Below are 24512 nucleotides of genomic sequence, written 5' to 3'. Positions count from 1 at the left end.
CATCGCAGGGGCGGCGCTACCGATCCCAACATCGCCGATCCGGCTCAGAAGTCGTCGTCCGCGGCGAGCATCTCGGCGACGAAGGCGTCCGCGGGCGGTGCGGCCAGCCGCGTGCGGACGAACCTGCGGACCCGATCGCGGGTCTCGCGGGTCTCGCCCTCGCCGACCCCGACCCGAATGCTGGTCGCGGCCCAGTCGTGGTTCCATGCCGCGGACTCGGTGAGCGCCAGCGGCAAGGTGGCGTCCCCGTCGGCGCCGAGCTCACCCGCCGCGGCGACGTCGCCGCTGCGCAGGGCGACCCGGATGCCAGCGCTGAGCGGGTGACCCGCAGCCGGGTCGGTGAGCGCGGCCCGTACCCGGGCGACGAGGCCCTCCCCGGCCGGTCCGGTCATGGCGACCGACCACGTCACGGTGTCCTCCGCTGCGTCGAAGACCCCCGGGGGGACCGCGGTCCAGCTCACCGAGTCGGTACCCGAGGCGAGGGCGGCGGACGGGTCGAGGCGAGGATCCCCGCCGGCGACCAGCGCAAAGTCGGCGCGCCACCGGGTGGGCGTCGTACCGATGTCCGGCAGGTCGCCGAGCTCGGCGCACGCGTCGAGCAGGTCGGCGACCCGCGGATCGGCGGTGTACGACGTCAGGCCGGCCAGTCCCGCCAGCAGCCCGTCGACGTCGGAGTCGAAGGTGTCCTCGGCGAAGTACTCCTCGAGAGCGGCCGTCAGGACGGCGAGCTCGGCGCCGAGCACCGCCCCGTCCAGGGCGACGATGCCGTCGCGGGCACTCGCCGGCCACCACCGGCTCATCCAGTGCCCGAGGGCGAGTCGGCGCAACGGCGCCAGCGCCTCGTGGTCCAGGTCCACCTCGAGCGGCGTGGTGCTGTCGGCCTCGAGCAACCGGGCGTGGCCCTCGGCACCGACCAGACGCCACAGCCAGTCCGCGGCGTCGAGGTCGGTGAGGGTGATCCGGGGCAGGCTGTCCGGCTCGTCGACCGTCCACTCGAGTACGGCGCCGCTCACCTCGAGCACGGCAGCCAGTGGCGGTGGGTCCACGTCGGGCCCGCCGGTCCAGAGTCCTTGTCGCACCGTGAGTCTCATGCCGCCTCCGGGTCGAGCATCGCCTTGATCTGCTGCCGGTGGTCCAGGCTGACCGAACGCGCGATCCCGGTGAGCAGCGCGCACATGTCGGCGGCGTCCGTGCAGGGCTCCTGCCACACGTCACGGCCGTGCAGCCGGGCCCACAAGCGGCTGAGGTAGGGCCGGACGAAGCCGGCGAGCTCGGTGACCACGTGGTGTTGGCGGGGATGCAGTGCCTGGTCGTCGGCGAGGAGACGGCGCGCATGCAGCACGTAGGCCTCCTTGCGGAGCCGGGCCTGGATGCCCGACACCAGTGCGGTGTCGGCCTCGGCGTGCGTGTCGAGCGGCGCCAGCTGCACGCCGACGACGACCCCGTTGACCATCGTCGCCTGGAGGTCCTCGGCCAGCAGGCCCCACGGCGCACAGGCCCGGTCGGCCTCCTCGGCGCACAGCTCGGGCACCGCGGGCAGGCGCTCGCGGTCGCGCGAGCGGCGCAAGGTGGCCCGGACCCGCTCGGCGACGCTGCGATCCAACGGCCGGTTCGACCGATCGTCGACCACGTCGGGGCGCTGCTGGGGCGCGGTGGCGCAGAGCCCCAGGTCGACGACGGACCACGGCGCGGTGCCCGCGGTGCGGATCCGCACACCCAGCGCGTGGGGGGCGTCCTCGGTCACGAGCGCGCTCCACGCCTGCTGTCGTTCGTGGCGCTCCCGACGCGTGGAGGCATCGCCGTGGACCGCCCGCAGCCGGTCGAGGAATCCGTCGACGTCGGCCGGTGCCGGTCGTACGTCGGCCCAGGCCCGCTCGACCTGCGCGGCCAGCTCGCGGAGGCCGGCCGGATCGACGAGGAGCGCGTCGAGGGCCTCGACCGCATGGGTGTCGCGGCCGCCGTGGACCTCGCGCAGGATCGCGTCGGGTCCGTCGGTGTCACCGCCGCGAGGCTCGCCGCGGGTGACGGCGAGCTCGAAGCACACCGTGAAATAGAGCTCCTGTGCATTCCCGTCGGTGATCCTCAGCGCGCGCCGACGCGCCTTGAGGACGGCGAACCAGGCCGCGCAGGCGCGCAGGGTGTCGGCGTGCGCGAGCAGCTCGGTGTGCAGGGCCTGGGCGACGTCGGCGCTCAGCAGGGGCGCGGAGAACTCCGGATGCACCCGGAGCCGGAACACCAGCGGATCGAGGATCCGCTTCACCGTACGGCTCAGCGGTCCGCCGTCGCGACCGCTCAACACCTCGACACCGGCGCCGATCTCGCGCCACGCGCCATCGATCACGGCCCGTCGGGGCAGCCCCGACGCCGGTGACGGGGCCGCTGACGGGGACCGGGCCGGGGCAGTCATCGAGTGCCCCCCTCGCTGAACCGGTAGGTCACGACCGCGGCCCAGTAGATCGGACTGACCCGCAGGTCCCCCTCCCGCCAGCGCCGCATCTGCGCACGCTGCCAGGTGTTGACCGCCCGCCCCGGATCGGCGGCCCGGTGGGCGGTGTCGACCGCTTCGACCAGCTCGGACATCAGGTCCTCACTGCCGGCAGCCGGGAGTGCCGACGGATCCGGAGCAGCCTGCCGGAAGCCGGCGGCGGTCGGCAGCGACCACAACGTCGCGGTCACCACCTCGGCTCCACCGAGCACCATCGCCGCGACCAGTCCGGCCGCCTCGTCGAAGCGGTAGTCGCCACCGGACGCGCACGCCAACAGGGCCACCCGCGGCGGGATCGGCGCGCCGAGCTCGAGCAGGTCGCGCACCTGGAGCGGCCGGTGCTCGCCGACCGGATCGGCCGCCCCCTCGAGGTCGGCCCGGCACGCCAGGTGCAACGCCGTGCCCTCCGCACCACCTCCGTCGGGGGCGGCGCTGACGTGTCCTACGAACACCATCCGGCTGGGCCGCTGCGCAAGCTGATCGGCGAGCCAGCGGCGATCGGTGTCGGTGCGCCGGAAGAGCTCGACCGGGTCCGCGACCACGGGCAGGGTCGCCGCCTGGGCGACTGCCGCTGCGTAGTGACGGCTGAGCCGGGTGTCGGGAGCGGGCCGGCCGAGCACCGAGCCGAGCGCGCCGTCCGCGCGTTGCCCGGGCACCCGCGGGTCGAGCACCAGCAGCGGGCGCTCCTCGTCGACCGGTCCCGTCGACCGGTGGTGCGCGGCGATATTGGCCGGGACCGCCATCGCGACGTCGGCCAGCTCCATCAGCCGGAACCGCTCGCGGAAGGTGTGCCGGCGTGCGTCCGGCCACTCGATCCGGGCGGCGCCGGTGCCGGCGGTGGTGATCGCCTCGGCGCTCGAGCGCAGCATCGAGAGGAAGTCCGGCGCCGAGGTGGGCACGGCGAGCTGTCCCCACGGCACCCGGCCCAGCCGGGCGCTGGGCGCCACGAAGAGGGACGGCCGCGGCTCGGCGACGCAGTCGAGGACCAGCTTCCACGCCTCCATCGGGATCAGGAGCACGGCGAGGCGATAGGCGAGCGTGAGCTCGGCGTCCGGATCCCTGAACCCACCGTGGTTGCGGGCACGTGCCACTGCTTCGGCGGTGGTCTCGCCGCCCCGCGGCTCGGGCAGGGCGTCGGCCAGCTCGTCGAGCGCGGCGAGGAGCAGCGGCTCCTCGAGGGTCCAGGTGACGCTGCGCTCGGGCGCTCCGACCACCCGCAGGCTGGCGTACGTCGCCACGCCCACGTCGGCGTACCGCAGGACGAGGACGGTGGGACCGGTCATGGCCAGGTCCGCCACATCGGCTCGTCGGTCGTGATGGTGCGGCCGTAGCGGGACGTGGCGAGGTCGCGGTAGCGGCGCAGGATCGGCGGCGCGCCGGGGTCCATCTGCAACGCGGGCGCCGGGCCGATCCGGGTCAACGAGACCGATGTCCTGGACACGCTCAGCGTGCCTCCCGGGTGCTCCGGGAGGACGGCGAAGGGCAGGTCGGTGGTCCCCGGGACGGGTCCGCCGTGCTCAGGCTCGGCGGTGTCGAAGGCGCCACGGACCGCGTGGTGCTCGATCAGCTCGGCGATGAGGGCGGTGTTCTCCCACGCGTGTGCGATGGCGAACGCGCCGGCGTACATCGGCGCGGAGATGCTGGTGGCCCACCGCGCGCGGGCCGCCGGGTCCGCGATGGCGTGCCGTTCGGCGTCGACGGCCAGCGCGGCCGGGACGATCAGCTCCGCTGCCTGCTCCAGCTTGCCCATGGCGCGCCGGTGCATCCGCGACCCCGGGCGCGAGGAGTAGACGGCGAGCTCGCCCTGGGGGTCGAACCCCAGGTCGGCCAGGGCATCAGCGCGCCACACCATGCCGAGCTGGAAGTCGAGCCGGGCGTACTGCACCCACGTGCTGCGCGGCCACCCGTCGAGGACCTCGCGTGCCTGGGCGAGGTACTCGACGGCCGCCGGGAAGTCGCTGCGGAAGATCGGCGCCCAGCTGCGCTGCAGCAACAGCCGATGCACCTGGAGCGACTTGTCGACCTCGCGCCAGTGCCGCTCCGCCTCGTCCCACCACTGTTCGACCATGTCCAGGCGGCCGCACGCCAGCGCGACCAGCCCGCGCTGGTACCAGACGCGCGACACCTCGTGGGCGCGCGCGTGCTCGGCGATCACCGGGTAGCACTCGACGTACAGCTGGTCGGCGGCGATCAGGTCGCCGTCGGTCCACCGGATGATCCCGCGCTCCAGCTGGGCGCGGGCGGCGTCCAGGCGCCATCCGCGGGCCTCGGCGCGCGCCCCGGCCCGGCGCAGCCAGGGCTCGGCCTCGGCGAGGCGGCCGGTCTCGACACAGAAGCGGCCGTAGCCCAGACCCGCGCTCACCAGCAGGCGATCGCCCCAGAGGTCGTCGTCGCCCGACTCGCCCGACTCGCCCGCGCCCGACTCGCCCGACTCGTCGAGGGCCTCCTCCACCACGGCGATCACCTCCTCCCACAAGGGGATCGCGGCGGCATACCGGTCGTCCTCGCACAGTGCGTCGGCGCACCGGATTCGCGCATGGGCCATCAGGTGCCGGCGCTCGCGCACGTGCCCGGTCATCGGTACGGCGTCCAGTGCGGCCAGGGCGGCGCGGGCCCCGTCGTGATCGCCCCGGGCCGCGGCCAGGCCGGACTCCAGATAGGGGGGCCACCCGGCGTACTGCTCGATCATGGACTCGATCTGCGGGACCGTCAGCGTGAGCTCGGCAGGCGGGTCGGGGTGGGTGCCGGCCAGGATGGCGGCGTACTGCGTGAGGACGTGGTCGAGCTGGCGGGCACAGTCGGCGGCCCGGTCGTGGGCGGTGCGGACCAGGAAGATCTCGCCGAGCTGGGCGAACACCGCGGACATCCAGTCGTCGCGATCGGCCTCCTCGATCGTCGGCACGAGCGGCATCAGCAGGGCGTGGGCGGCCTCCTCGTTGCCTGCGAAGGCCAGCTGCCGGGCCCGATCCAGGTCAGCACGCATGGCTCCAACCTATGGGTCGCGAAAACGGCGACCTCCCCGGCATCGCGACCGTGGGCCACGGTGCCGGGGAGGGCTGCGCCGGAAGGGGCGGCGCGATCACGTGCAGCTGATCGTGATCTCGAACGCCTTGGTGATCATCTCGCCGGTCGGGTCCGTCATGTCGGCACCGGCCGCCTCGCCGGTGAGCGTGTAGGTGTCACCGTCGACGCTGACCTCGGCGGAGCCGACCTCCATGCCACCCATCGAGGAGACCGCGAGCGCGGTGCCGTCGACCACCATCGAGAACGCCTCCACCTTGGGTGCGTCCTCGTCGGTCAGCACGATGCCGAGGCCCTGCTGACCGCCGGCCGCCCCGCTGGCGATGGTGATCTTGCCGCCCTGCCTGACGCACGTGACGGTGCTGAGGTCGAGGCCCTCGAGGTCCTTGCCCTCGACCTTGACCGAGGTGTCGCCGCCGGAGCTGACGCTCGTGTCGCCCTCGTCCACCGCGGCGTCGCCCTCGTCCGCCTCGTCCACCGGTGCCTCGTCCTTCGACCCGGAGTCCTCGGTGCTGCCCTGGCTGGTGGAGTCGGTCGTGGTGTCGCCCTCGTCCTCGGAGCAGGCGGTCATCGTGCCGGCCAGAGCGAGGACGGCGATGCCAGCGGTCAGGAGGTTCTTGAGCTTCATGGGTTGTCCCTTCTCACTACGTCGCCCGAGTGGCGTCGTCATGCAGGGAGTCCATCCCCTCGCCCCAGCTACCGATCCCAACTTCCGGTGGGCCGCAGCGCGCCGCTGAGCGGGTCGACGTGCGTGACGGGTTCGTCAAACGACGCGGCGTACGTTCCTGCCCGTCACGCCTGAGCGACCACCCCCAGATGAGTCTGGTGGTGCGACGCGTCCACTGCCTCGTCGACGAGGGCGATGGCGTGGTCGGCATACGTGATCCGCGCAGCGGCGTCACCGGGAGCCAACTGGTATCCGCCAGTAGGTGCGCCGCCATGATCGAAGTCGCCGCTCGGGCTGATCGCCACCCAGCCGAGGCCCGACGCGCGCAGTACGTCGAGGGCGGCGAGGTGGCTCAGATAGAACGAGCGGTACTCCTGCGGGTACTCGAAGGTGTCCATGAGCGGTGTCCCGGTCGCGTCCGGGAGCAGCGCCGCGAGGCCGACCCAGACCAGCCGGGCACTCCTCACGACCTCAGCCAGTCCCTGTGCGGCGGCGGGAAGGAAGACTGCTGGGTCGCTGGCCGCGTCGTAGACGGCGGCGATCACGGCGTCCTGACCGCTGACCGCAGCGGCCAGCGTCGCGGGGTCGGTGATGTCACCGGCCCTCACCGTCACGTCCGCCGGGGCCTCGTACCCTGCTGGGTCTCGCACCACCGCGGTGACTTCGTGGCCTCGGGCCACTGCCTCGGCCACTGCGGCGCTCCCCGCGCGCCCGCGGGCCCCGATCACCACGATCCTCTTCGTTGCTGCCATGGGGTGAGGCTAGATCGACCGTCGGTTACCGACCGGATACCTACAGTGGCGCCATGACGCCGTTGCGAGCCGACATGTTCGATGAGATCTGCCCGTCGACCCTGCTCCCGCTCCGCATGGCTGACAAGTGGGCCCCGCTGGTCATCCGTTGCCTCGAGGAGGGGCCTCGTCGCTTCTCCGAGCTCCGGGTACCGATCAGGGCGAGCGCGAAGGCGCTGACCACGTCCCTGCGGCGCCTGGAACGTGACGGCTTCGTGTCACGTTCGGCTGTTGGACGTTCGGTGACCTACGCGCTGACGCCGCTGGGCGAGAGCCTCCTGGCCCAACTCGAGGTGTGGTGCGCGTGGGCTTCCGAACACTGGGACGACCTCCTCGACGCCCGCGACCCGGTCGGCTGATTGCTGGAAACGGCCTCACCACGCCCGAGGTCGTCCGTCCGGTCGACCTCGGTGCCGACTCGGAGGACGACGCAACACGGGGACGGCACGCCATGGGGCACGGCTCCGGCGAGGCGGGTTGAACCCGTGCCCTTCCCGCCATGGGTCCCCGTCCCGCCCCTGACGTCGGGTGTCTTCACACCCTCGTCTCGACGGCTTGTCCACCGGACCTGTCGATCTTGACCGTGACAGCCAGTTGTCACGATTCCCTGCCCCTCGACAACAGTGTCGAGTTGCAGCCAGGATTGACGAGCCTTCCGCAACGCACCTTGACGGAAAGCAATAGCTGGAACGAAGTCGTCAAAGTAGGCGCGCGCACTGCTGCGCCGAATGAGGGAGGGTCGCCGGGAATCATGCCGGACGGGTCTTGCGGGACGCCGGTGGTCGCTCATGACTGGCGAACTGCGGCGATCCCGTTGGTGGTTCCTCAAGAGGACGGTGCTGCGAGCGCGAAGTAGGCGAGGAGACGCAATTCCTGGCCGTACCTGCAGTGGGATGTCGCGAGATAGAGGCCGGGCTCGATGCGCACGAGCTCGTCGTGGAAGCGCCTGATGCGGTCTGGGTTCTCCGGTGAGTCATGGTCCAGGCACAGGACCTCGCGGTCGGAGAACAGCGACGTGGCTCGGCGGGCGGTGAATCGGTAGCGGCGGACCTCGACCGGGCCGATTCCGAGGCGGTTGATGCCACTCACCTCGCCTGCCTGTTCATCGAAGATCTTGCCGCGCCAGATTCCGAGTGATCGGACCCCAACGAGGGCAAGGCTTCCGGTCAGGACCGCGCCGTCCATGGTGCCCGCGAGCTCGCCGGGGGCGGGGCACACCCCGGCCCTGTGTAGATCATCGAGATCCGTGCCACGCAAGGCGTTGAGGCGGCGGTCAGCTGCCTTGTTCACGATGTTCTCGGTTCCTGGGCTCGGAGCGGGGTGGGCTGCGGCATCTTCGGCGCTCCCGGCTCGGTCGGGATCGCGAGGACGTTGCAGATCGCGGAGATGCCAAGGTACTGCGAGGCGACGGCGAGGATCTCCACGCGTTCGGCGTCGTCGAGGGCGTCGTCGATCTGGCGCTGCTGCTCATTGGTCAGGGCCCGGACGTCGGCCACGGCGTCGGCCAAGGCGATGGTCGCGGACTGCCGTGCTGACCAGGGAGGTGTCGGCTCGGCGTCGGTGGCGGTGGCTTCGACCTGGCTCGGGGCGAGACCGGATGTCTTGCCGAAGTACGCGACGTGCACACCCCATCCGTGCTCGGCGCCACGGCGGGCGGTGACGCGCAGGATGACCAGCTCGCGGTCGCCGGGGCTGAGCTGTCCGGTGTGCAGCAGTCCACGCAGACTCAGGATCGGGCCTTCGACGTACTGACGCAGGATCTCGGTGTTCGCGGCCATCGCGAGGTACAGCAGAGGTGGTCGGTTCGGTGGCGGCACGACGCGTTCGAGCAGCTCGCGCGAGGAGTCTGGTAGCTCGGGGAGTCGAAAGTTGGGCATGGGTCGCTCCTCGCAGGTCGGCAACAGGGTAGAGGTCAGGCGATCCGGAGCAGGCGAGCGGCGTTGTCGTGCAGCACACTGCGGTTCCACGCGGCGCCGAGGTCGAGGGCAAGGATCGCGTCCACGGCGCTGAGATAGGGGTAGGGGATGTTCGGGTAGTCGCTCCCGAAGAGGATCCGCTCGCTGATGTCCAGGAGGCGGCTGCGTTGGGTCGGCGGGAAGGGGCTGCTCTGTTCGGTGAACTCGGTGAAGACCATCGTGGTGTCGAGGTGGACCTGGGTGTGCTTGTCGGCGAGGTCGAGGAAGTCGGCGTAGTCGGGCAGTCCGAGGTGGGCGACGACAAGCACGAGGCGGGGGAAACGGGCAAGGAGCCTAGCGATCGTGCTGGGGCCAGTGAACCTACCCGGGGCAGGGCCATGCCCGCCGTGAATGACGACGGGGGTCGCAGACTCCTGCAGCAGCCCCCAGACGTCGTCGAGCAGCGCGTCGTTGGGGTCGTAGTCGCCGACCTGGACGTGGGCCTTGAACACACGGGCACCGCGGTCGAGGGCTTGCGCGACGTACGCCGCCGCGCCGGGCTCGGGGTAGAACGTGGCCGACTGCACGCAGTCCGGCGTCGCCGCGGCGAAGCTGGCACACCAGTCGTTGAGCCACGTCGCCATACCGGGCCTGTGGGGGTAGGTAAGGGAGGTGAAAGCGCGAACACCGAAGGAGCGCAGCACATGCAACCGTTCGGCCTCATCAAGCCGGTACGCGATCGGCCACGGGCGACCGGTGAGCGGACCGACCTGATCGAAGTAGGCCCACACCTTGTCCAGCATCGGCTTCGGCATGAAGTGGGTATGGATGTCGATCATCTGTTCCAGCCCGACTCCGGTCAGACGGTCTCGGACCTGCTCGGCCTCATCGGCCGGCGCCCGGACCTCGGGCCTGCGCCCGCTTGCCCCCAAGTCGATGGGCGGGGGTTGGGCGGTCATGCGGTGCGGCGTTCAACGAGGACGCTTTGGTCGACCCGCCCGACGGGACCGGTCTCCGAGTGCAGGACTGCACTGCTGATGGCGATACCGTCGGAGCCGACGGAGGTCTCGGCCTCGACCCCGAACCAGTGGCCGGTGGGGGGCTGGTGTAGGTGCACGGTCAGCTCGGTATTGAGGAACAGGAAGCGGTGCGGGTCGAGGCGTGCGCCGACGCCGTTGGCGGTGTCGGCGATCGCCATCAATCGTTCGAGAGGTGAGGCGGCCTCGCCTTCGACCAGGTCGCGAGTCAGGTTGGCCCAGGCCAAGGTCGGCTCGCCTGGCGGGCCACCGCGGTGTGAGACCCGCCAGTCCAGGGCGCCGACGAACCCGCCCTGACGCCATGACACCGGGAGCACCTGATCGAGCAGCCCTGCTGTCTCCGGGCCAGGCAGGGGCCGGGTGGCGTCGGCGTCCCTGGCCATATCGCTAGTGTCCTGGCAGGCCAGCCGCCACGCGGAGCCGGCCGCGAAGCGGCGCCAGTTGCCGTCGGGCAGCCTGGCCTCCAGTTCGGCCGCGAGCAGCTCGATTCGCCGACCGGGTCGCGCGATGCGTGCATGGACCCGGAGCTCGGTGATCGGGACCGGCCCGAGCAGCTCGATTGTGATGCGGGCCAGCCGCGTGTCGGGTCGTGGGGCACAGCGATCCAGCGCCCGGGCGAGCAGCCCGGCCATGGCGCCGCCGTGCTGCATCGGCCCCCACGGCCCCTGGACCGCGTCGGTGGACTCGAAGGTCTCGATCCGCGCCCGCGGTTCGTCACCGGCGTCAGCGGGAAGGTCGCTGTCGAGCAGCCGAAAGAGCGCGTTGTCACCCATCGCGGTAGCTCTCTGTGCGGCTCCCGCTGGTCAGCCCTGGCCCTTGGCGAGGGCGACGAGGTCGGCGTAGCGGAAGATCTGGCCTCCGGCGCCCCAGGTGCCGTCGGCCTGCTCGTGGATCAGCACCCATACCCGCAGCGCCTGGTCCTGGCCGAGCCCGGCGGCGGCTAGGACCTGCTCGGTGGCCTCTCGTGCCAGCCCGGCCTTGCGCTCGTCGTTCAGCGCGCCCGCTGGGACGGTGACGTCGATGCGGAAGCGGGGGTCGTCGTCGCCTGCAGTGATCTGGGTACCCGCGGGCAGCTGGTGAAGGTAGGACCAGGCGAGGGACTTGAAGAAGTCGTTGTCTGGGGCGCCTTCCCACTTCAGCAGCGTGGCGGCCAGGGTGGACTGGATTCCGGCGGCGCCCTCGGGGGTGAGGGCACCTTCGGGGACGGTGAGCTGGATCTGCGGCATGGTGGATCTCCTCAGGGGCCGGAGCGGTGGCCAGGGTGGGGTCTGGGTAGCGGTTGGAGCAATTCAGCTGTCGAGGGAGAAGATGGGCTTGTGCCCGGGGTCCTCGCTGGTCAGGACCTCGGGGATCTGGTCCCATTCGTAGATGCCGCTGGTGACGATCTCGGGGTGGAGGTTGCCGTTGACGACGTTCTCGAGGATGGGCGTCATGGCGGGACGGGCCTGGCCCTTGCCGTTGTGGAAGTTCACGCCGCGCAGGTACAGGCTGAGCAGCGGGATCTCGACGGGCTTGAAGTAGATGCCGACCGAGTTGACGTAGCCCTCGGGCCGCACCGACTCCAGAACCTTGTTCAGCTTCAGGGGGTCGCACGTCGCGTCGACGGACAGGTCGTGGTCGGTGTCGTAGCCCTCGCGCAGGTCGCGGACCTCGATGCCGAGCTTCTCGGCGACCCCCGTGCGGACGGGGTCGTCGTCGTAGTAGATGGCGTGGCCGGGGGCGAGGTGCTGGGCGACGTCCGCGACGTAGAGGCCGATGGAGCCGGTGCCGCCGAAGACGCCGATCTTGGGCTCGCTCATACCGGCAATCGTGGGCATGACGGTCTCCCAGCCGAGGGCGAAGTTGTCGCCGATGGATGCCAGGTGAACCGGGTTGACCGTGTCGGGGAGCTTGAGGAGGTTGTAGTCGGCGTACGGCACGCGGATGAGCTCGGAGAACGTGCCACCCCACAGGCCGTTGACTGGGAGCCCGTATTGGGCGTCCCCGTGCAGGAGACAACGCGCGGGATGGTCGCGGCGGCATTCCTCACAGGTTCCGCAGGCGATGTGCCAGGCGACGCCGACGACGTCGCCGACCTGGATGCCGGTGCAGTCAGGGCCGACCTCGACGACCCGGCCGACACACTCGTGACCCAGCGGGAACGGCCCGAACGGCGAGAAGGGCGTCTTGTCCTGGATCACGTGATGGTCCAGGTCGCACGTGGTTGCCGCGATCGGGCGAACCAGGGCGTCCGTGGCCTGCACGATGGTCGGCGCATCGACCTCATCGAAGCGAAGCTCACCGGGACGAACGAACATCAGTGCTCTCATGGCCACAGCATTGTCCGAAGCGCCGATTTCTGTTTACCCGTGCACGACAGCTTCTTAACTGTGCGCGACAATGGGTCACATGACGTTCGTGCGGTCGGCAACCTTGCGCGGGTTCCGAGAAGTTGTTGCGGGGCTGGGTGGTGACCCGGAGGCCTACCGCATCCAGGCCGGGCTTCCGGCGGGATGTCTCGACCAGGACGACATCACCGTCGCACCCGAGTCGGCCGCGGCCATGATCGAGACCGCCGCCACCGACTTGAGCTGCCACGACTTCGGGCTGCGGATCGCGGCCAAGCAGTCGCTCTCGGTGCTGGGGCCCCTTGCTGTCGCTTTGACGAACTCACGCACCCTCGGCGACGCCCTGGACTGCCTGACCCGGTACATGTGCGTCCACAGCCAGGCCGTCACCCTCACCCTCGGCGAGGACCCCCGCTCGAGGGCCGGCACCGTCGCGCTGTACTACCGCCCCGTCAACGAGCACGGGCCCGTGCAGACCACCGACATGGGATTGGGCTTCGCCCACCGTGTGCTCAACCAGGTCGGCGGCGGCTCCTACGGGCTGCGCAGTGTCGAGCTGCCCTACGTGCCGCCCGGCCCGCTGGAGACCTACCGGGACTTCTTCGGCGCACCTGTGCACGTCGGGCGACCGTTGCGGGCCGCCGTCCTCCGCTTCCCGCCCGAGGTCGCGCGGCGCGAGCTCCGACAAGGAGACGACACCATCTATCAGCTCGCGATCGCCTACCTGGCCCGCCGGGCGGCCGACCGCGGAGAGGACATCGTCTCACGCGTACGCGTGCCGGTCCTCGACTCGCTCGGCACCACGCCTCCCAGCCTCGACGGCGTCGCCAGGCTGCTGCTGATCCACCCGCGAACCCTGCAGCGCCAGCTATCCGACGCGGGCACAAGCTTCGGCGAGATCGTTGACGACGCGAGACGCGAGAAGGCTCTACGGCTCCTGCTCGGCACCGACCTGCCCGTCGGGCATGTGAGCGCAATGGTCGGCTTCGACCACCAGCCGTCCTTCACCCGAGCAGCACACCGCTGGTGGGGAGAAGCCCCCAGCCGGATGAGGGCGAAAGCCACAGACGGAGCAAGGTAGTAGCCGGTCGGCGGCTGTCGCGCCAAGAAAAAACTCTGTCGTGATGAGGTAAACGACCGGCTCGCGTGGCGCGCACAGTCAGAGGATGAGCGAACGCGCCTCCACCCTTCCGGTCCACGTTGACGTCCTCGTCATCGGAGCCGGGCTCTCCGGCATCGGTGCCGCCTACCGACTCCAGACCGAATGCCCCGACCGGACCTACGCCATCCTCGAAGCCCGTGACGAGCTCGGCGGCACCTGGGACCTGTTCCGCTATCCCGGGGTGCGCTCGGACTCCGACATGTACACACTCGGCTACCCGTTCAAGCCCTGGCGCGAGGCCCAGTCCATCGCGAGCGGCGAGGCCATCCTCGCCTACATTCGCGAGACCGCCGTCGAGAACGGCATCGAGGAGAAGATCACCTTCGGCACACGGGTCACCGCTGCCGACTGGTCAACCGAGGACCAGGTCTGGACCGTCACCGTCGACCAGGCCGGCGAGACCCGCACGATGCTCGCCTCGTTCATCTACGCCTGCGCCGGCTACTACGACTACGACAAAGGACACGCGCCGCCTTTTCCCGGCGTCGACACCTTCGACGGCACGGTGGTCCACCCACAGTTCTGGCCCGACGACCTCGCCTACGAGGGCAAGCGCGTCGTGGTCATCGGTAGCGGGGCGACCGCCGTGACGCTGGTGCCGGCGATGGCCTCAGCCACCACGCCCGTCACGATGCTGCAACGCAGCGCCACCTGGATCAGTGCCGTCCCGAGCAAGGACACGAAGGCCGACTGGCTGCGCGAACACCTCCCCGAGAAGGCGGCTCACCGCTTCGCGCGCGCGAAGAACGTCGCATTCAGCATCGCCTTCCACCAATACTGCGAACGCTTCCCCGACCGCGCCCGCAAGCTGCTCCTCGCCCAGACCCACCGGATCCTCGGCCCCGACGCGGTCGAGGAGCACTTCACACCCACCTACCGTCCCTGGGAGCAGCGACTCTGCGCCGCGCCCGGCGCCGACATCTTCAAGGCCATCAAAGCCGGCCACGCCGAGGTGGTCACCGACACCATCGACACCATCGTCCCCAACGGCATCCGACTGACCTCGGGACGGGTTCTCGAGGCCGACATCGTCATCAGCGCCACCGGCCTCGAGCTCAAGACCTTCGGAGGCCTCGAACCCAGCATCAACGGGGTGAAGGTGAATGTCGCGGACGAGTTCGTCTGGAAAGGAGCGATGGTCAGCGGCATCCCGAACTTCGCCTTCTGCATCGGCTACACCCGGCTCTCCTGGACCCTCCGCGCAGACCTTTCATCAAGACTGGTGTGCAAGGTCCTCAACTGGATGACCGCCAAAGGCATCGACGCCGTAACGCCGCAGGCCGACAAGACCTTGGAGCCGCTGCCGCTGTTCGGACTCACCTCCGGCTACATCCAGCGATCGGTCGGCGCGTTCCCCAAGCAAGGCCCACGTGCCCCCTGGCAGATGCAACAGAACTACCTCCTCGACGCCATCGCCACGCTCCGAAACGACTTCAGCCACACGCTTCGCGCCGAACCGAGGACCGGCGATAGCAATGCCGCTTGACGAAGGTATCCGCGAACTTCTGAGGGCGATTCAGTCGGCGCAGTACCCACCGATCGCCCGATCAACACCAGAGGACGCCCGTAAGGCGATGCGCGCGATGAGCGCTGACATCGTGCCCCCAAATCTCAGGCAGCCGGTCGGGGCTGTCGAGAACGTCACCGCCGGGAGTCGGCCCGGACGGCTGTACCGCCCGGCATGCAACGGGCCATTCCCGACCCTGGTGTACTTCCACGGCGGCGGCTTCGTCCTCGGCGACCTGGACACCCACGACCAGCTGTGCCGACGGATCTGCGCTGGCGCCGAGACCGTCGTCGTCTCCGTCGACTACCGTCTGGCGCGCGAACACCCGTTCGCAGCGGCCGTGAACGACGCACTCGAAGCCGTCACCTGGGCCAGCAGTCAGCGGCGGGAACTTGGCGGAACGGACGTCCTCGCCGTCGGCGGAGACTCCTCGGGCGCAAACCTCGCAGCCGTGGTCGTCCAAGCGCACCTCGACCGCCGCCCAGGTCCTGATCTACCCCGCGGCAGACCCCTTCGGATCACATCCATCACGCCACGAATGCGGCTCCGGCTACTTCCTTGAGGCAGACACCGTCGACTGGTTCATGGGCCACTACCTGTCCGAGCTTGCGGCTGAGGACGACCTCCGGCACTCGCCACTCCTTGCACCACCGCACGTCCTCGCCAATCAACCGCCAACACTCGTCGCCACCGCCGAGTTCGACCCCCTACGAGATGAAGGCAGGGCGTACGCAGACGCTCTCCGCGAGGCCGGTGTGCACGTCGACTATCAGTGCTACGAAGCAATGATCCACGGCTTCGCAGACATGGGACACCTCAGTCGAGGAGCTCGGGCAGCCAGTGATGACCTCATCCACCGAATCCGCGACCTCCTCCGACGAGTCCTGTGAGGCCATAGCGGGCCTGCCAGAGCAGCGGATGCGAACCTGCCGCGCAACCGACTGTGCGTATTGCCTGTCCACTCCCGAGCAGAACCGAACCGGCACGGGGCCCGGTTGCCGATCCTCACCCGGTGCACCGCGCCGCACGAGGCGGGTGCTCTCAACGCGTGGCTGGTTCCTCTCGTCTCTCGCGCCTGCGGTCTGACACTGCTCTGTTCTACGTGCCCTCACGGCTGCGTTCCCCGGCCGCAGGCAGCCGACCGTGCTTACCAGCGTGTAGCTCAGCCGTCACCGCACCCAAGTCCGGAAAGTCGACCGCTCTTGTAGATCTTGACATTGACGGCCAGTTGTCAATGTTCGCTGCATCTCGACATCGAACAGGTGTCGAGATGCAGCGAAGATTGACGAACCTTCCGCGGGGAAGCTTGACCAAAAAGGCTGGGCGCGCCGAGTCCGTCAAAGTTCGCCGGCGTAGACAGCGACGGCGGCGACACTAGATCGACTACCGATGTGACCGCTTGGCGTGAAGCTTCACCACCTCATCGATGAGCCGAGTCGCGGTGAGAGCAAGCATCACGATCCGGCTGAGGTCGTTGGTGAACTTCACCGCCAACACGTCGGGGTCTGCAGTCGGAAAGGTCTCCCTCAGGCCCCAGGACAACGCCGCCCACTGCCTTCCATGCGCGAAGCCTGAGCACATGCGCCAAACGAGCAAGACCTTGAGGTCATCGCGAGTGTTCTGGTCGGCATAATCCACCATTGTTGTGCTGTTGAGCCTCTTCTTCAGCACACCGGCATCCACTTCGGTGTGGCGACCTGCCACCTCTAGGAGACGAGCTGTCCGAACTGCCTTCTTCTCGTCCGCGTTGGGGTTGATGCCCGAGAGAGCGACGTGTTCATCGTGGGAGTCCTGGGCATGCCATTGCAGCGCGCGAACAACCCTCGCCCCGCGTTCCTTCGGGTGGAGCATCCAGAACCCGGCGGCTGCACTCTCCAGGGAGCCGCGGACCAGCGATGCGGGAGCCGCCAGGTGCATCGCTCCAGCGTCAGCTACCAGAACCTTGCATGCGTGAAGGTGATCCACTGCAGCGACGAGGCATTGCTTGACGGCGTGTGAGACTTGAAACGGGTCGGCCCATTCGTCGTCGGTTCCCAACCACGACTTGGGATGCACCCGGAAGTCGTTCAGGTCGTCCATCCGCGCCATCAGCTTCTCGATATCGGGGCATAGGTTGCGATCCCAAATCAGCTTGAACTGCGCGTCGGTCGGTCCAGGGTCGGGAGTCACGGCGTTTGGGCTCGATCGCGCGGCCCAGGAGCGCCGTCATGCGGCTCGGCCGGCACGTTGTCCGACGCCGCCACGAATGCTGCCAACAGCTCCTGGTTGAGCCGCCCGCGCACGCCGACCTCCCAGCCGTTCTGTCGTCCCCATTCGCGAACGTCGGCAGGGGTGACGTCTTCGGGCAAGTCGACGGGGGCCGAGGTGGCTGCCTTGGGCGGTGCCGCCTTCTGCGGCTTCGGCGGTGCCTTCACTTCGCGCGGCCGCGCGGGTTGGAGGTGGTCGAGCAAGAGGCGGAAGTCGTCCGGGTGCACGACACGTGCGCCGAGCTCCCGCGCTCGACCAGCCTTGCCGCCGTCCATGGTGCCATCGCTGACCAGGAGGGCGACCTTCGGTGACATCGAGCCGATGACCAGGACACCGAGCGATTCTGCTCGCTGCTCCATGCCGGGTCGGTCGAACGCGGCGCATCCGGTGAACACGACCTTGTCACCGACGCGCAGCGGCTCACCGAGCGACCAGTCGTCGGGAAGCGGAGCGAGGCCTGCGCTCATGCGCTGCTCGCGGGCGGCTTCAGCCTTGTCGAGGACGGTCGGCACGACCTTCGGGTTGATGTTGAGGAGGTCCGCAACTCGCAGGAGCTCGGCCTTCTCGGCACGAGACACCTTGCCGTCGTCGAGTGCCTCGATGGCGAGGGCCTGGACGAAGCCTTCGTTCGCGGCGGTGACGTCCTCTGCCGTGAGGCCCATCGTCAGTGCGAACGCCACTAGACCAGCCGCTTCTTCGTCTGAGATCTCGCCGTCCTCGAGTGCCTCTGCCAGCGTTTCGAGGTAGGCGATGCCGCTCTCTGGCGCGCCCATCGCGACGGCGTCGAGCAGGGAGAAGTGGTCGACCATCGAGACGAGGGCCTCGGGCGCGGTGGAGGCCGGCGCCGTCGACGGCGTGTAGGCCGGGTTGTCGGTGCGCGGCATGGCGACGTCACGAAGGACGGCGCCGTTGGGCTCCGCTGGCCAGCGGACTCGTATCGCCTGCTCCGGGAGAGCCAAGTGCTCGGCCAGCGGAGTTGCACCGATGTGCGGGTGCATGAACGCGGCAAGGAGAACAGCGGTCGCCCGCGCGTCACCCAGCGCGGAGTGAGCACCTGTCAAAGGCGTCCCGACGGCCCAGCAGCAGTCGGCGAGACGGCGGCGGTCAAGGTTGGGCAGGTGGTAATCGGATGCGCGGAGCGTGCACAGCGATGGCGCGGCCGGCATGTCCCAGCCCGCGCGTCGGAACTCTTCGCGGACGAACGCGAGATCGAACTCGGCGTTGTGTGCAACGAGGGCTGCCCCGGCGAGTTGCTGAGTGAGTGCCGCGATGACGTCACGGAAGACCGGCGCTCCTGCGACGTCCGCAGCGCTGATGCCGTGGATGTGGGTGGCTCCGACCGGGCCCTCGGGATTGATTCGGGTTGACCACTCGCCGAGGACCCTGCCCCACGGGTCGGTCGTGACGACCGCGATCTCGACGATGCGATCCAACTGTGGCGACAGGCCGGTGGTCTCGATATCGATGACCGCGAAACGCGGCTGATCGAGCCGCACCGGCAGCTGCGGCTGCTCGGGCGGCGTCTCATGCTTGCGGAACCGGTCCATGAATCCCATGGTCAGCACTGTCCCAGCACTGGCCGACACATTCGACGGGTTCTGCATTTCGGCGAAGCGGGCCGCCCCACCGGCCGCGTTAGCGCTTCGCCGCAACGATCGCGTCTCGCAGACCCGCATCAATGCGGGACCCGCGCCGTCGCCAGCCGAGCTCGTCCATCGCGTCGCGGATGAGGTCTTCCTCAGTTCGCAACAGGCCGTCGCTTTGAATCCAACGGACGACCGCGACGAGTTCGGATCGGCTGTAGGTCGTGATCGGCTGGCCGTACCAGATCTTCGGCGTCGGCAAGGTCCTGGTCGGCTGCCCTGTCGCCGGCTCAACCGTGGTTGGTGATGCGATCGGGTGAGCGCGTTGGCCCGTGGCCCCGCCTTTGTCGGCAGCCTCGACCGCAGCATTGAACGCCTGGAGCACGCGCTCGACCTCGGCTTGCGGGTTGCGGAACCAGTCGGTGGACCAGATGCGGTGGAAGCGCCAGCCGAGTCGTTCGAGGTGTTCCTGGCGGAGGCGGTCGCGATCTCGGGCGGTGGCCGAGGAGTGGTAGCTCGCGCCGTCAGCCTCGATCGCGAGGACGTACTGGCCGCGCTTCTCGGGGTGGGAGGCGACGAAGTCCATGCGATAGCCGGAGACTCCGAACTGAGGTGTGAGGTTGAGGCCGGCGTGGGTCAGTCGGTCGCGGATGTCCTGTTCGAAGGCGTTGAGGCGCGGCGGCGGGGTTGCGATCGATCCGAGGTCGGTGCCACCCGATTCCATGAAGGACACATACGCGCCGAGCAGCTCGGCGCCGCGTGCGTTGAGCTTGCTCGGATCGAGGTCGGCGGAGGCGAACGACGAGACCAGCGTCATGCGTCGCTTCGCTCGGGAGACTGCGACGTTGAGGCGACGCTCGCCGCCTTGGGTGTTGATGGGGCCGAATCGGTAGAGCATGCGGCCATCCGCGCTCTTCCCGTAGCCGACCGACATGATGATCGCGTCGCGTTCATCGCCCTGCACGCGTTCGAGGTTCTTGACGAAAAACCGCTCCTCTTGGGCTTCGGAGAAGTATGACTCGAGGTCGCTGCGATCCCGCAGGCGCTCACGGACCGCCGCGTCGATGCGGTCCGCGTGCTTGATGCCCATCGCGATAACGCCAAGGGACTCTTCGGGACGGTTCTCGGCATGGTCGAGGACGAGGTCGACGACCTTCTCCACCTCGGCGCTAGTGGAACCGGCGACGCCGTTCCCGCCGGGGGCCCATGGCACGTGGACGTGCTTGAGGACTCCGTCCTGCTGCGCGCCTGGGAACGTGGTGAGTGAGGAGTCGTAGATGTGGACGTTGCTGAACGCGATGAGCTTCTCGTCGCGGCTGCGGTAGTGCCACTGCAGATTCCGTGTCGATATCAGCGGAGCAAGTGCGTCCAGGATCGATTCGAAGCCACTCGTGAGCGTGATGTTCTCGATGTCGTCTTCCTCGTCGCTGTCATCAACAGTGCTGCCGAAGAACGCGGTCGGCGGGAGTTGGCGCTCGTCGCCGGCGACGACCAGTTTGTGCCCTCGAGCGATGGACGGGATGGCATCCGCTGGGGGGATCTGACTGGCTTCGTCGAAGATCACGACGTCGAACATGCGTCGCATCGGGAGTACCTGGCTGACGACCAGTGGAGACATCGCCCAACAGGGCTTGGCAGCGAGGAGCACGTCGCCTGCCTGCTCGAGCAGTTCCCGCATCGGCATGTGCCGCCGCTTGAGATTGGCCTGCTTCCGGATCAGCAGTGTTTGTTCCGGATGGGCATCCAACGCCGCATAGAGCGCCTCTGCCGCCTTCCGCTGCACCCGTGCGCCCGCGGACTGAATGTGCTGCGTGTCTGCGGCTTGGAAGGTACTGACGGTCCGGTCGAGGGTCGTGCCCTGGAACGCTCCGTATTTGGCGTCGGTTAGCGCCACGTCTTCGAGGATTGAGTCGAGCCACGCTGCTTCCAGGAGCGGGCGTACGTCTTGTGGCTGGACCTCTCGCCTGCGGCATTCGTCGGCGAAGGCATCGAGTCCGAGGTCGTGGATCTTGCGGTGCAGCTCGCGCAGTCGAGGAAGCTTGGACAGCTGCGTGTGGTCCCGGACCAGAGCGTCCAGTCGCTGTGGGAGCTCGGTGGTGGGGTCGAGTGAGCCGAGTTCGCTAGACGCGACGAATGCCCCGAGCCCGCGCAGCTCGGTCGTCATCTGCTCGAGTTGAGCATGCGTCCCAGCAAGGTCGGCGGGCAACCGTGGTTCTCCACCGTCGACGGATGCGGCTCGCCAGGCGGCGCTGAGTTCGGTCGCATGGACAAGTTTGGTGTGGAGCTCGCTCTTGCTCGGCTTGCCTGCCACGACGAGTGTCTTCGCGGCCTTGACGGCGCGTCTACGCTCGCCCCAGGCCATGCTCACGCCGCGCTCCTTTCGCCAGCGAGCGGTGGCTGTCGCTGCGACAAGCGTCTCCTGTCCCTCCCTGAACGCTGCCTCCGACAGTTGCTGGCAAAGAGCCGCGACTTGGTTCGCGAGGGAAAGGAGACCGCCCCACTGATCGACAGACGTCGGCCGGCGCAGCCCGAGAGTCTCGACGAGCAAGTTCAGTTTCGCGCCAGCATCGGGCACAGTGCGATCGCGGAGTTGGCGCACGATCTCGATGGCCTGGCGCGCCTGGTCGGCCGTGTCGACTTGCGCGCCTGACCATGCACCGGCCTCGGCCGCCTTGAGTCCGTCGAGCTCGGCGTACTCGGTCAAGACTGCGATGGCGTCTTCGACCATCTCCTGGGTCGCGGCGGTAAGCCTCGGCCCGCGGAACCGGTAGGTCGGCTTGATGTCACCGAGTTGGAGCCGGAGGGCTTGGAGATCGTAGACGCTGAATCCCCAAGGTTCCCGCGGTCGGTGCATCATCTGTGAGTGGTTAGTCAGCCGATCACGGCTGGCGACCAACTCCCGATGAAGAGCCCCGACATCTGGGACGCCCGTGCGAGACGCGCGCTCGAGAGTCTCGGAGAGTTGCTGTGCAACGCGGCGCCGGTTCGACAGGCCGTCGTGGAGGTCCATGACCCAGGTGTCCAGTTCGGCGCCGCCGAGACGGCCCAGTACGGCGTCGATGGCGGCGCGCTTCTCCGCGACGAACAGGACACGCTTGCCTCGCGCCATCAGGCCGGCGATGAGGTTGGTGATCGTCTGGCTCTTGCCCGTGCCGGGCGGGCCTTTGACAACGACGTGGCTGCCGCCGAAGGCCGCGTTGATCGCGTAGTTCTGCGAGGAGTCGGCATCCAGGACGAGGAACTCGTCGACCGGCGGTGTGTGGTCTGGTCGTGACGGTTCGAGCGCGTCCGTGTGGCCCACGTTGCCACGAAGTGTCGCTTGCGCCTGGGCATCGCCAGCCAAGGCAGCGATCACGTCGGACTCGAGAAGCAGCTCGATGTCCGCCTTGAGGTCGTTGACCATCGGCAGCTTCTGGTACGCGAAGCTGCCAACAGTCAAGGTCCTCTCGGTCGCGAAGCCCGGGACCTGGGCGCAAGCCGACTCGAGAGCCCCGATGGATTCGGCGATGCCGGGCCAGCTCTTCTCGTCCGGGTCCTCCGGCAGGCCACTGAAGTCGACTGATGACCCGAAGCGTTCGTTGAGGTAGTGGAGCAGGACCGGGTTGTACTCGGCCTCCTCTGCCAGCGTCAGATCGAAGTCGCTTTCGGACGCGCTGCGCGGCTTGATCCAGATCTCGCGCAGCAGGATCGGGGCAGCCGGCGCTCGTTCTGTCGCGGCCGTTCCTTCCTCGGTCCACGTCGCCATTCCGATGGCGAGGTAGCCGGTCTGGATGCCGCGCTCCTCCTCGAGTGTGAGGATCTTCTTGCGGATCGTTCGGATTCGCTTGAGCGCATCGGCGGAAACTGTCGGTGTCGGGAACAGCGCCGACAGCTTGATCTGGCTCCCTGCGAGGAACGCCGTCAATGCCGCCGTATCCGCGTGATCGAACGACAGGGTTCCGGCCTGCAAAGGCCGGTAGTAGAGCAGCGGGTTGCGCTTGCCTGTGTCGACCAGATCCTTCGCCCATCGCTCGACGGCCGCGGCCACCAACTCCTTGCGCGACTGTCGTTGCGTCGTCTCCACCGTCACTCCTCATCGACCCTTCTGCTGCGGGCATCAGGCTATGCGTCGGGTCCGACCGATTGGGCACGAATTTGGGAACTCGCCCGACGTCGACTTGTCTGAGAATGCAGAGCGTGCGCGAGGACGCAGTCATCGAGATCTGGCAGCGAACGACTGGTCACGTTCTGGTCGACGGCCGCCTCGAGGAATTTCGCGCTCGAGGCGAGTTCCACTCGCTGGCCATGTTCTCGACCAGAGTCCTGGAACTGGCTGCTCGCTCCGTGGCAGAAAGCAACCTCGCCATGGCCTACTCCTGGTCGACTGGCTGAAACGGTGCCGGGAGCTGCGAACAGGTTTCGAAGATGCCGGGAGATCGGGGCCCACTGGTTACGGGCCGTCAGACGAAGGCGGCCAATGGGGCTGGCACCCCACCTCAAGGCCAGGACAGTGGTAAGTCGTTGGCGCGTCCGCGGTCGGTCATTGGCGTGCCACGCCGACCTTCGGCCGCGTACGGCGGCGGGGCGCTTGGCGCTCGCACCGCGATCTGGGGCAGGCGGGGCGCGGGTTGGGTGCGTCTCCGTCTGCCTTTCCGTCGGCGATCCATTGGAGCGTTTTCGCATTGCTGCATCAAACGGCTGGCCATGCCGATGAGCTGCTCCGGAGGTAGCTCGGCGGAGGTCCTGCGGCGCTCGAGCTCCCGGCGGCGTGTGTGTTGCTACGTCGACTGGAATCTGCCCCTTGAAGACAGGATCGACTGACTGGAGCCCGCCCTGGATGCGGGTAGGACTAGACCTTAGAAGAGTGAAAGTTGGTCGGCCTTGAATGCCCGCGCTGGGGGAACCGGCTGCTCGAAGGCCGACTCGATCTGACCTTCGATTTGGTCCGCAGACTCAAGTGCTCGAGCGCCAAGGTCGACGAGCGCACGGTTGCCCTGAGCGGATCCTTGGCCCGTCCATGACACGACGGTGGTGAACTTGCCTCGGATGGCTTCGGTTGCACCGCCCCAGGTCCCCCCGCTGCCCTCCTCGCTCCGTACGACGACAACGCATCGCGAGAGCGCGTAGATGATCTTATTGCGCCCCATCGCGTTCCCGGCGGAGAACGGTGCCTTGGGCGTGTAGGGGGTCACCAGGCAGATCTGTCCACTCGCGATGCCTTGTCGCGTACTCGGCTTGGCCACTGTCCGTTCGAGTGAGTCCGCGAGTACACCGATGACGTGGCCGCCGAACTCGAAGGCGGCGTTCATCGCGTGTTGGTCGACGCCGCGGGCTGCGCCAGAGACGATCGGCAGCCGCTGATGGACCGCCGCTCGTGCGACTTCGCGTGCTACGTCGGCTGATTCGGGTCCGATGTCGCGCGAACCGACCACCCCCACGCCGTCGGTCTGCCAGAGATTGGCGTCGCCGACGCCATGGAGCAGCGGCGGAGCGGCGTCGCCCAGTCGCCGACGAAGCATCTCGGGGTATCGGTCAGCCATGCCGGTCGTCGTCCAGACGCCGGTGTGTTCAAGTTGCTCCATCGCGAGCGCGAGTGCGGCGCCACGGTCGAGGAGGCGGGCAACTCGTTCCGCGTCCTCGCCGGCAATGGAGAGCTCGACCGCGATCTCGGCGGCTGATCGACCCATCAACCAGGGCAGATCGACCGCTCGGGTGAGCGGCCAGTACTGCCGCGCCGTCAAGGGCGCGACCTGGCTGGGCACGATGCGACTCGTCAGCGCGAGCGTGACTAGGTCTGCCTGATCCAGCACT

20 protein-coding genes and 1 pseudogene are annotated in these 24512 nt (G+C 68.6%); 5 read left to right on the top strand and 16 right to left on the bottom strand.

Features of this window, described 5'->3' with window-relative positions; all coding sequences use genetic code 11:
- Nucleotides 1–44: 44 nt before the first annotated feature.
- The 6 genes from KVF89_RS23485 to KVF89_RS23460 form a co-directional block, all read right to left on the bottom strand.
- On the bottom strand, nucleotides 45–1091 hold the full coding sequence (locus KVF89_RS23485) for a hypothetical protein (protein WP_257429042.1): 1047 nt from the start codon (nucleotides 1089–1091) through the stop codon (nucleotides 45–47).
- Nucleotides 1088–2341, bottom strand: coding sequence for a hypothetical protein (locus tag KVF89_RS23480; protein WP_257429041.1), 1254 nt, complete (start codon nucleotides 2339–2341; stop codon nucleotides 1088–1090). The genes KVF89_RS23485 and KVF89_RS23480 overlap by 4 nt, the downstream gene beginning before the upstream one ends.
- A 62-nt stretch (nucleotides 2342–2403) precedes the next feature.
- Nucleotides 2404–3768, bottom strand: a complete 1365-nt coding sequence (locus tag KVF89_RS23475; RefSeq protein WP_257429040.1) for a CHAT domain-containing protein — start codon at nucleotides 3766–3768, stop codon at nucleotides 2404–2406.
- Nucleotides 3765–5468 (bottom strand): hypothetical protein, encoded by a 1704-nt coding sequence (locus KVF89_RS23470; RefSeq protein ID WP_257429039.1) that lies wholly within the window; start codon nucleotides 5466–5468, stop codon nucleotides 3765–3767. Before KVF89_RS23470 ends, KVF89_RS23475 begins: the two co-directional genes overlap by 4 nt.
- 96 nt (nucleotides 5469–5564) lie before the next feature.
- On the bottom strand, nucleotides 5565–6134 hold the full coding sequence (locus KVF89_RS23465) for a lipoprotein LpqH (protein ID WP_257429037.1): 570 nt from the start codon (nucleotides 6132–6134) through the stop codon (nucleotides 5565–5567).
- 164 nt (nucleotides 6135–6298) lie between these two features.
- The gene (locus KVF89_RS23460) at nucleotides 6299–6925 is read right to left on the bottom strand and encodes an NAD(P)-dependent oxidoreductase (RefSeq protein ID WP_257429035.1); all 627 of its coding nucleotides are present in this window, start codon (nucleotides 6923–6925) and stop codon (nucleotides 6299–6301) included.
- A 53-nt stretch (nucleotides 6926–6978) separates the two neighbouring features.
- Between KVF89_RS23460 and KVF89_RS23455 the strand changes: the two genes are divergently transcribed.
- Nucleotides 6979–7323, top strand: coding sequence for a winged helix-turn-helix transcriptional regulator (locus tag KVF89_RS23455; RefSeq protein ID WP_257429034.1), 345 nt, complete (start codon nucleotides 6979–6981; stop codon nucleotides 7321–7323).
- Between the two features lie 466 nt (nucleotides 7324–7789).
- Here the strand turns inward: KVF89_RS23455 and KVF89_RS23450 are convergent, their stop codons facing one another.
- The 6 genes from KVF89_RS23450 to KVF89_RS23425 all read right to left on the bottom strand — a co-directional run bounded on the left by KVF89_RS23450 (nucleotide 7790) and on the right by KVF89_RS23425 (nucleotide 12205).
- Nucleotides 7790–8254, bottom strand: a complete 465-nt coding sequence (locus KVF89_RS23450) for a hypothetical protein (RefSeq protein WP_257429033.1) — start codon at nucleotides 8252–8254, stop codon at nucleotides 7790–7792.
- Entirely contained in the window at nucleotides 8251–8841 is a 591-nt protein-coding gene (locus KVF89_RS23445) for a carboxymuconolactone decarboxylase family protein (RefSeq protein ID WP_257429031.1), read from the bottom strand. Before KVF89_RS23445 ends, KVF89_RS23450 begins: the two co-directional genes overlap by 4 nt.
- Before the next feature lie 35 nt (nucleotides 8842–8876).
- Entirely contained in the window at nucleotides 8877–9698 is an 822-nt protein-coding gene (locus tag KVF89_RS23440) for an amidohydrolase family protein (protein WP_257429029.1), read from the bottom strand.
- Nucleotides 9699–9814: 116 nt separating this feature from the next.
- Complete coding sequence (locus tag KVF89_RS23435; protein ID WP_257429024.1) at nucleotides 9815–10669, bottom strand: thioesterase family protein; 855 nt, start codon at nucleotides 10667–10669, stop codon at nucleotides 9815–9817.
- A 30-nt stretch (nucleotides 10670–10699) separates the two neighbouring features.
- On the bottom strand, nucleotides 10700–11122 hold the full coding sequence (locus KVF89_RS23430) for a tautomerase family protein (RefSeq protein ID WP_257429022.1): 423 nt from the start codon (nucleotides 11120–11122) through the stop codon (nucleotides 10700–10702).
- Nucleotides 11123–11185: 63 nt separating this feature from the next.
- The gene (locus KVF89_RS23425) at nucleotides 11186–12205 is read right to left on the bottom strand and encodes a zinc-dependent alcohol dehydrogenase (protein ID WP_257429021.1); all 1020 of its coding nucleotides are present in this window, start codon (nucleotides 12203–12205) and stop codon (nucleotides 11186–11188) included.
- Between the two features lie 79 nt (nucleotides 12206–12284).
- Between KVF89_RS23425 and KVF89_RS23420 the strand changes: the two genes are divergently transcribed.
- From KVF89_RS23420 to KVF89_RS30645, 3 genes and pseudogenes are all read left to right on the top strand, one after another.
- Complete coding sequence (locus tag KVF89_RS23420) at nucleotides 12285–13304, top strand: AraC family transcriptional regulator (protein WP_257429019.1); 1020 nt, start codon at nucleotides 12285–12287, stop codon at nucleotides 13302–13304.
- 85 nt (nucleotides 13305–13389) lie between these two features.
- Nucleotides 13390–14871, top strand: a complete 1482-nt coding sequence (locus KVF89_RS23415) for a flavin-containing monooxygenase (protein ID WP_257429017.1) — start codon at nucleotides 13390–13392, stop codon at nucleotides 14869–14871.
- A pseudogene (locus tag KVF89_RS30645) lies at nucleotides 14861–15782 on the top strand (alpha/beta hydrolase). Before KVF89_RS23415 ends, KVF89_RS30645 begins: the two are co-directional and overlap by 11 nt.
- Nucleotides 15783–16275: 493 nt before the next feature.
- Here KVF89_RS30645 and KVF89_RS23405 read toward each other — a convergent pair.
- From KVF89_RS23405 to KVF89_RS23395, 3 genes are all read right to left on the bottom strand, one after another.
- Nucleotides 16276–17061, bottom strand: a complete 786-nt coding sequence (locus KVF89_RS23405) for a hypothetical protein (protein ID WP_257429013.1) — start codon at nucleotides 17059–17061, stop codon at nucleotides 16276–16278.
- Complete coding sequence (locus tag KVF89_RS23400) at nucleotides 17058–18695, bottom strand: exonuclease domain-containing protein (RefSeq protein ID WP_257429011.1); 1638 nt, start codon at nucleotides 18693–18695, stop codon at nucleotides 17058–17060. The genes KVF89_RS23405 and KVF89_RS23400 overlap by 4 nt, the downstream gene beginning before the upstream one ends.
- 79 nt (nucleotides 18696–18774) lie before the next feature.
- Complete coding sequence (locus KVF89_RS23395) at nucleotides 18775–22785, bottom strand: PDDEXK-like endonuclease domain-containing protein (protein WP_257429009.1); 4011 nt, start codon at nucleotides 22783–22785, stop codon at nucleotides 18775–18777.
- Between the two features lie 113 nt (nucleotides 22786–22898).
- Here KVF89_RS23395 and KVF89_RS23390 point away from each other — a divergent pair, with 113 nt between their 5' ends.
- Nucleotides 22899–23093, top strand: coding sequence for a hypothetical protein (locus KVF89_RS23390; RefSeq protein ID WP_257429008.1), 195 nt, complete (start codon nucleotides 22899–22901; stop codon nucleotides 23091–23093).
- A 464-nt stretch (nucleotides 23094–23557) separates the two neighbouring features.
- On the opposite strand, the gene KVF89_RS23385 is transcribed toward KVF89_RS23390, so the two are convergent.
- Nucleotides 23558–24511 (bottom strand): DNA-processing protein DprA, encoded by a 954-nt coding sequence (locus tag KVF89_RS23385; RefSeq protein WP_257429006.1) that lies wholly within the window; start codon nucleotides 24509–24511, stop codon nucleotides 23558–23560.
- Between the last annotated feature and the right edge of the window lies 1 nt (nucleotide 24512).

This window comes from Nocardioides carbamazepini (assembly GCF_024614185.1).
Classification (GTDB): domain Bacteria; phylum Actinomycetota; class Actinomycetes; order Propionibacteriales; family Nocardioidaceae; genus Nocardioides; species Nocardioides carbamazepini.
The sequence above is the reverse complement of the archived record's forward strand: the minus strand, read 5'-3'. Positions and strand labels throughout refer to the sequence as shown.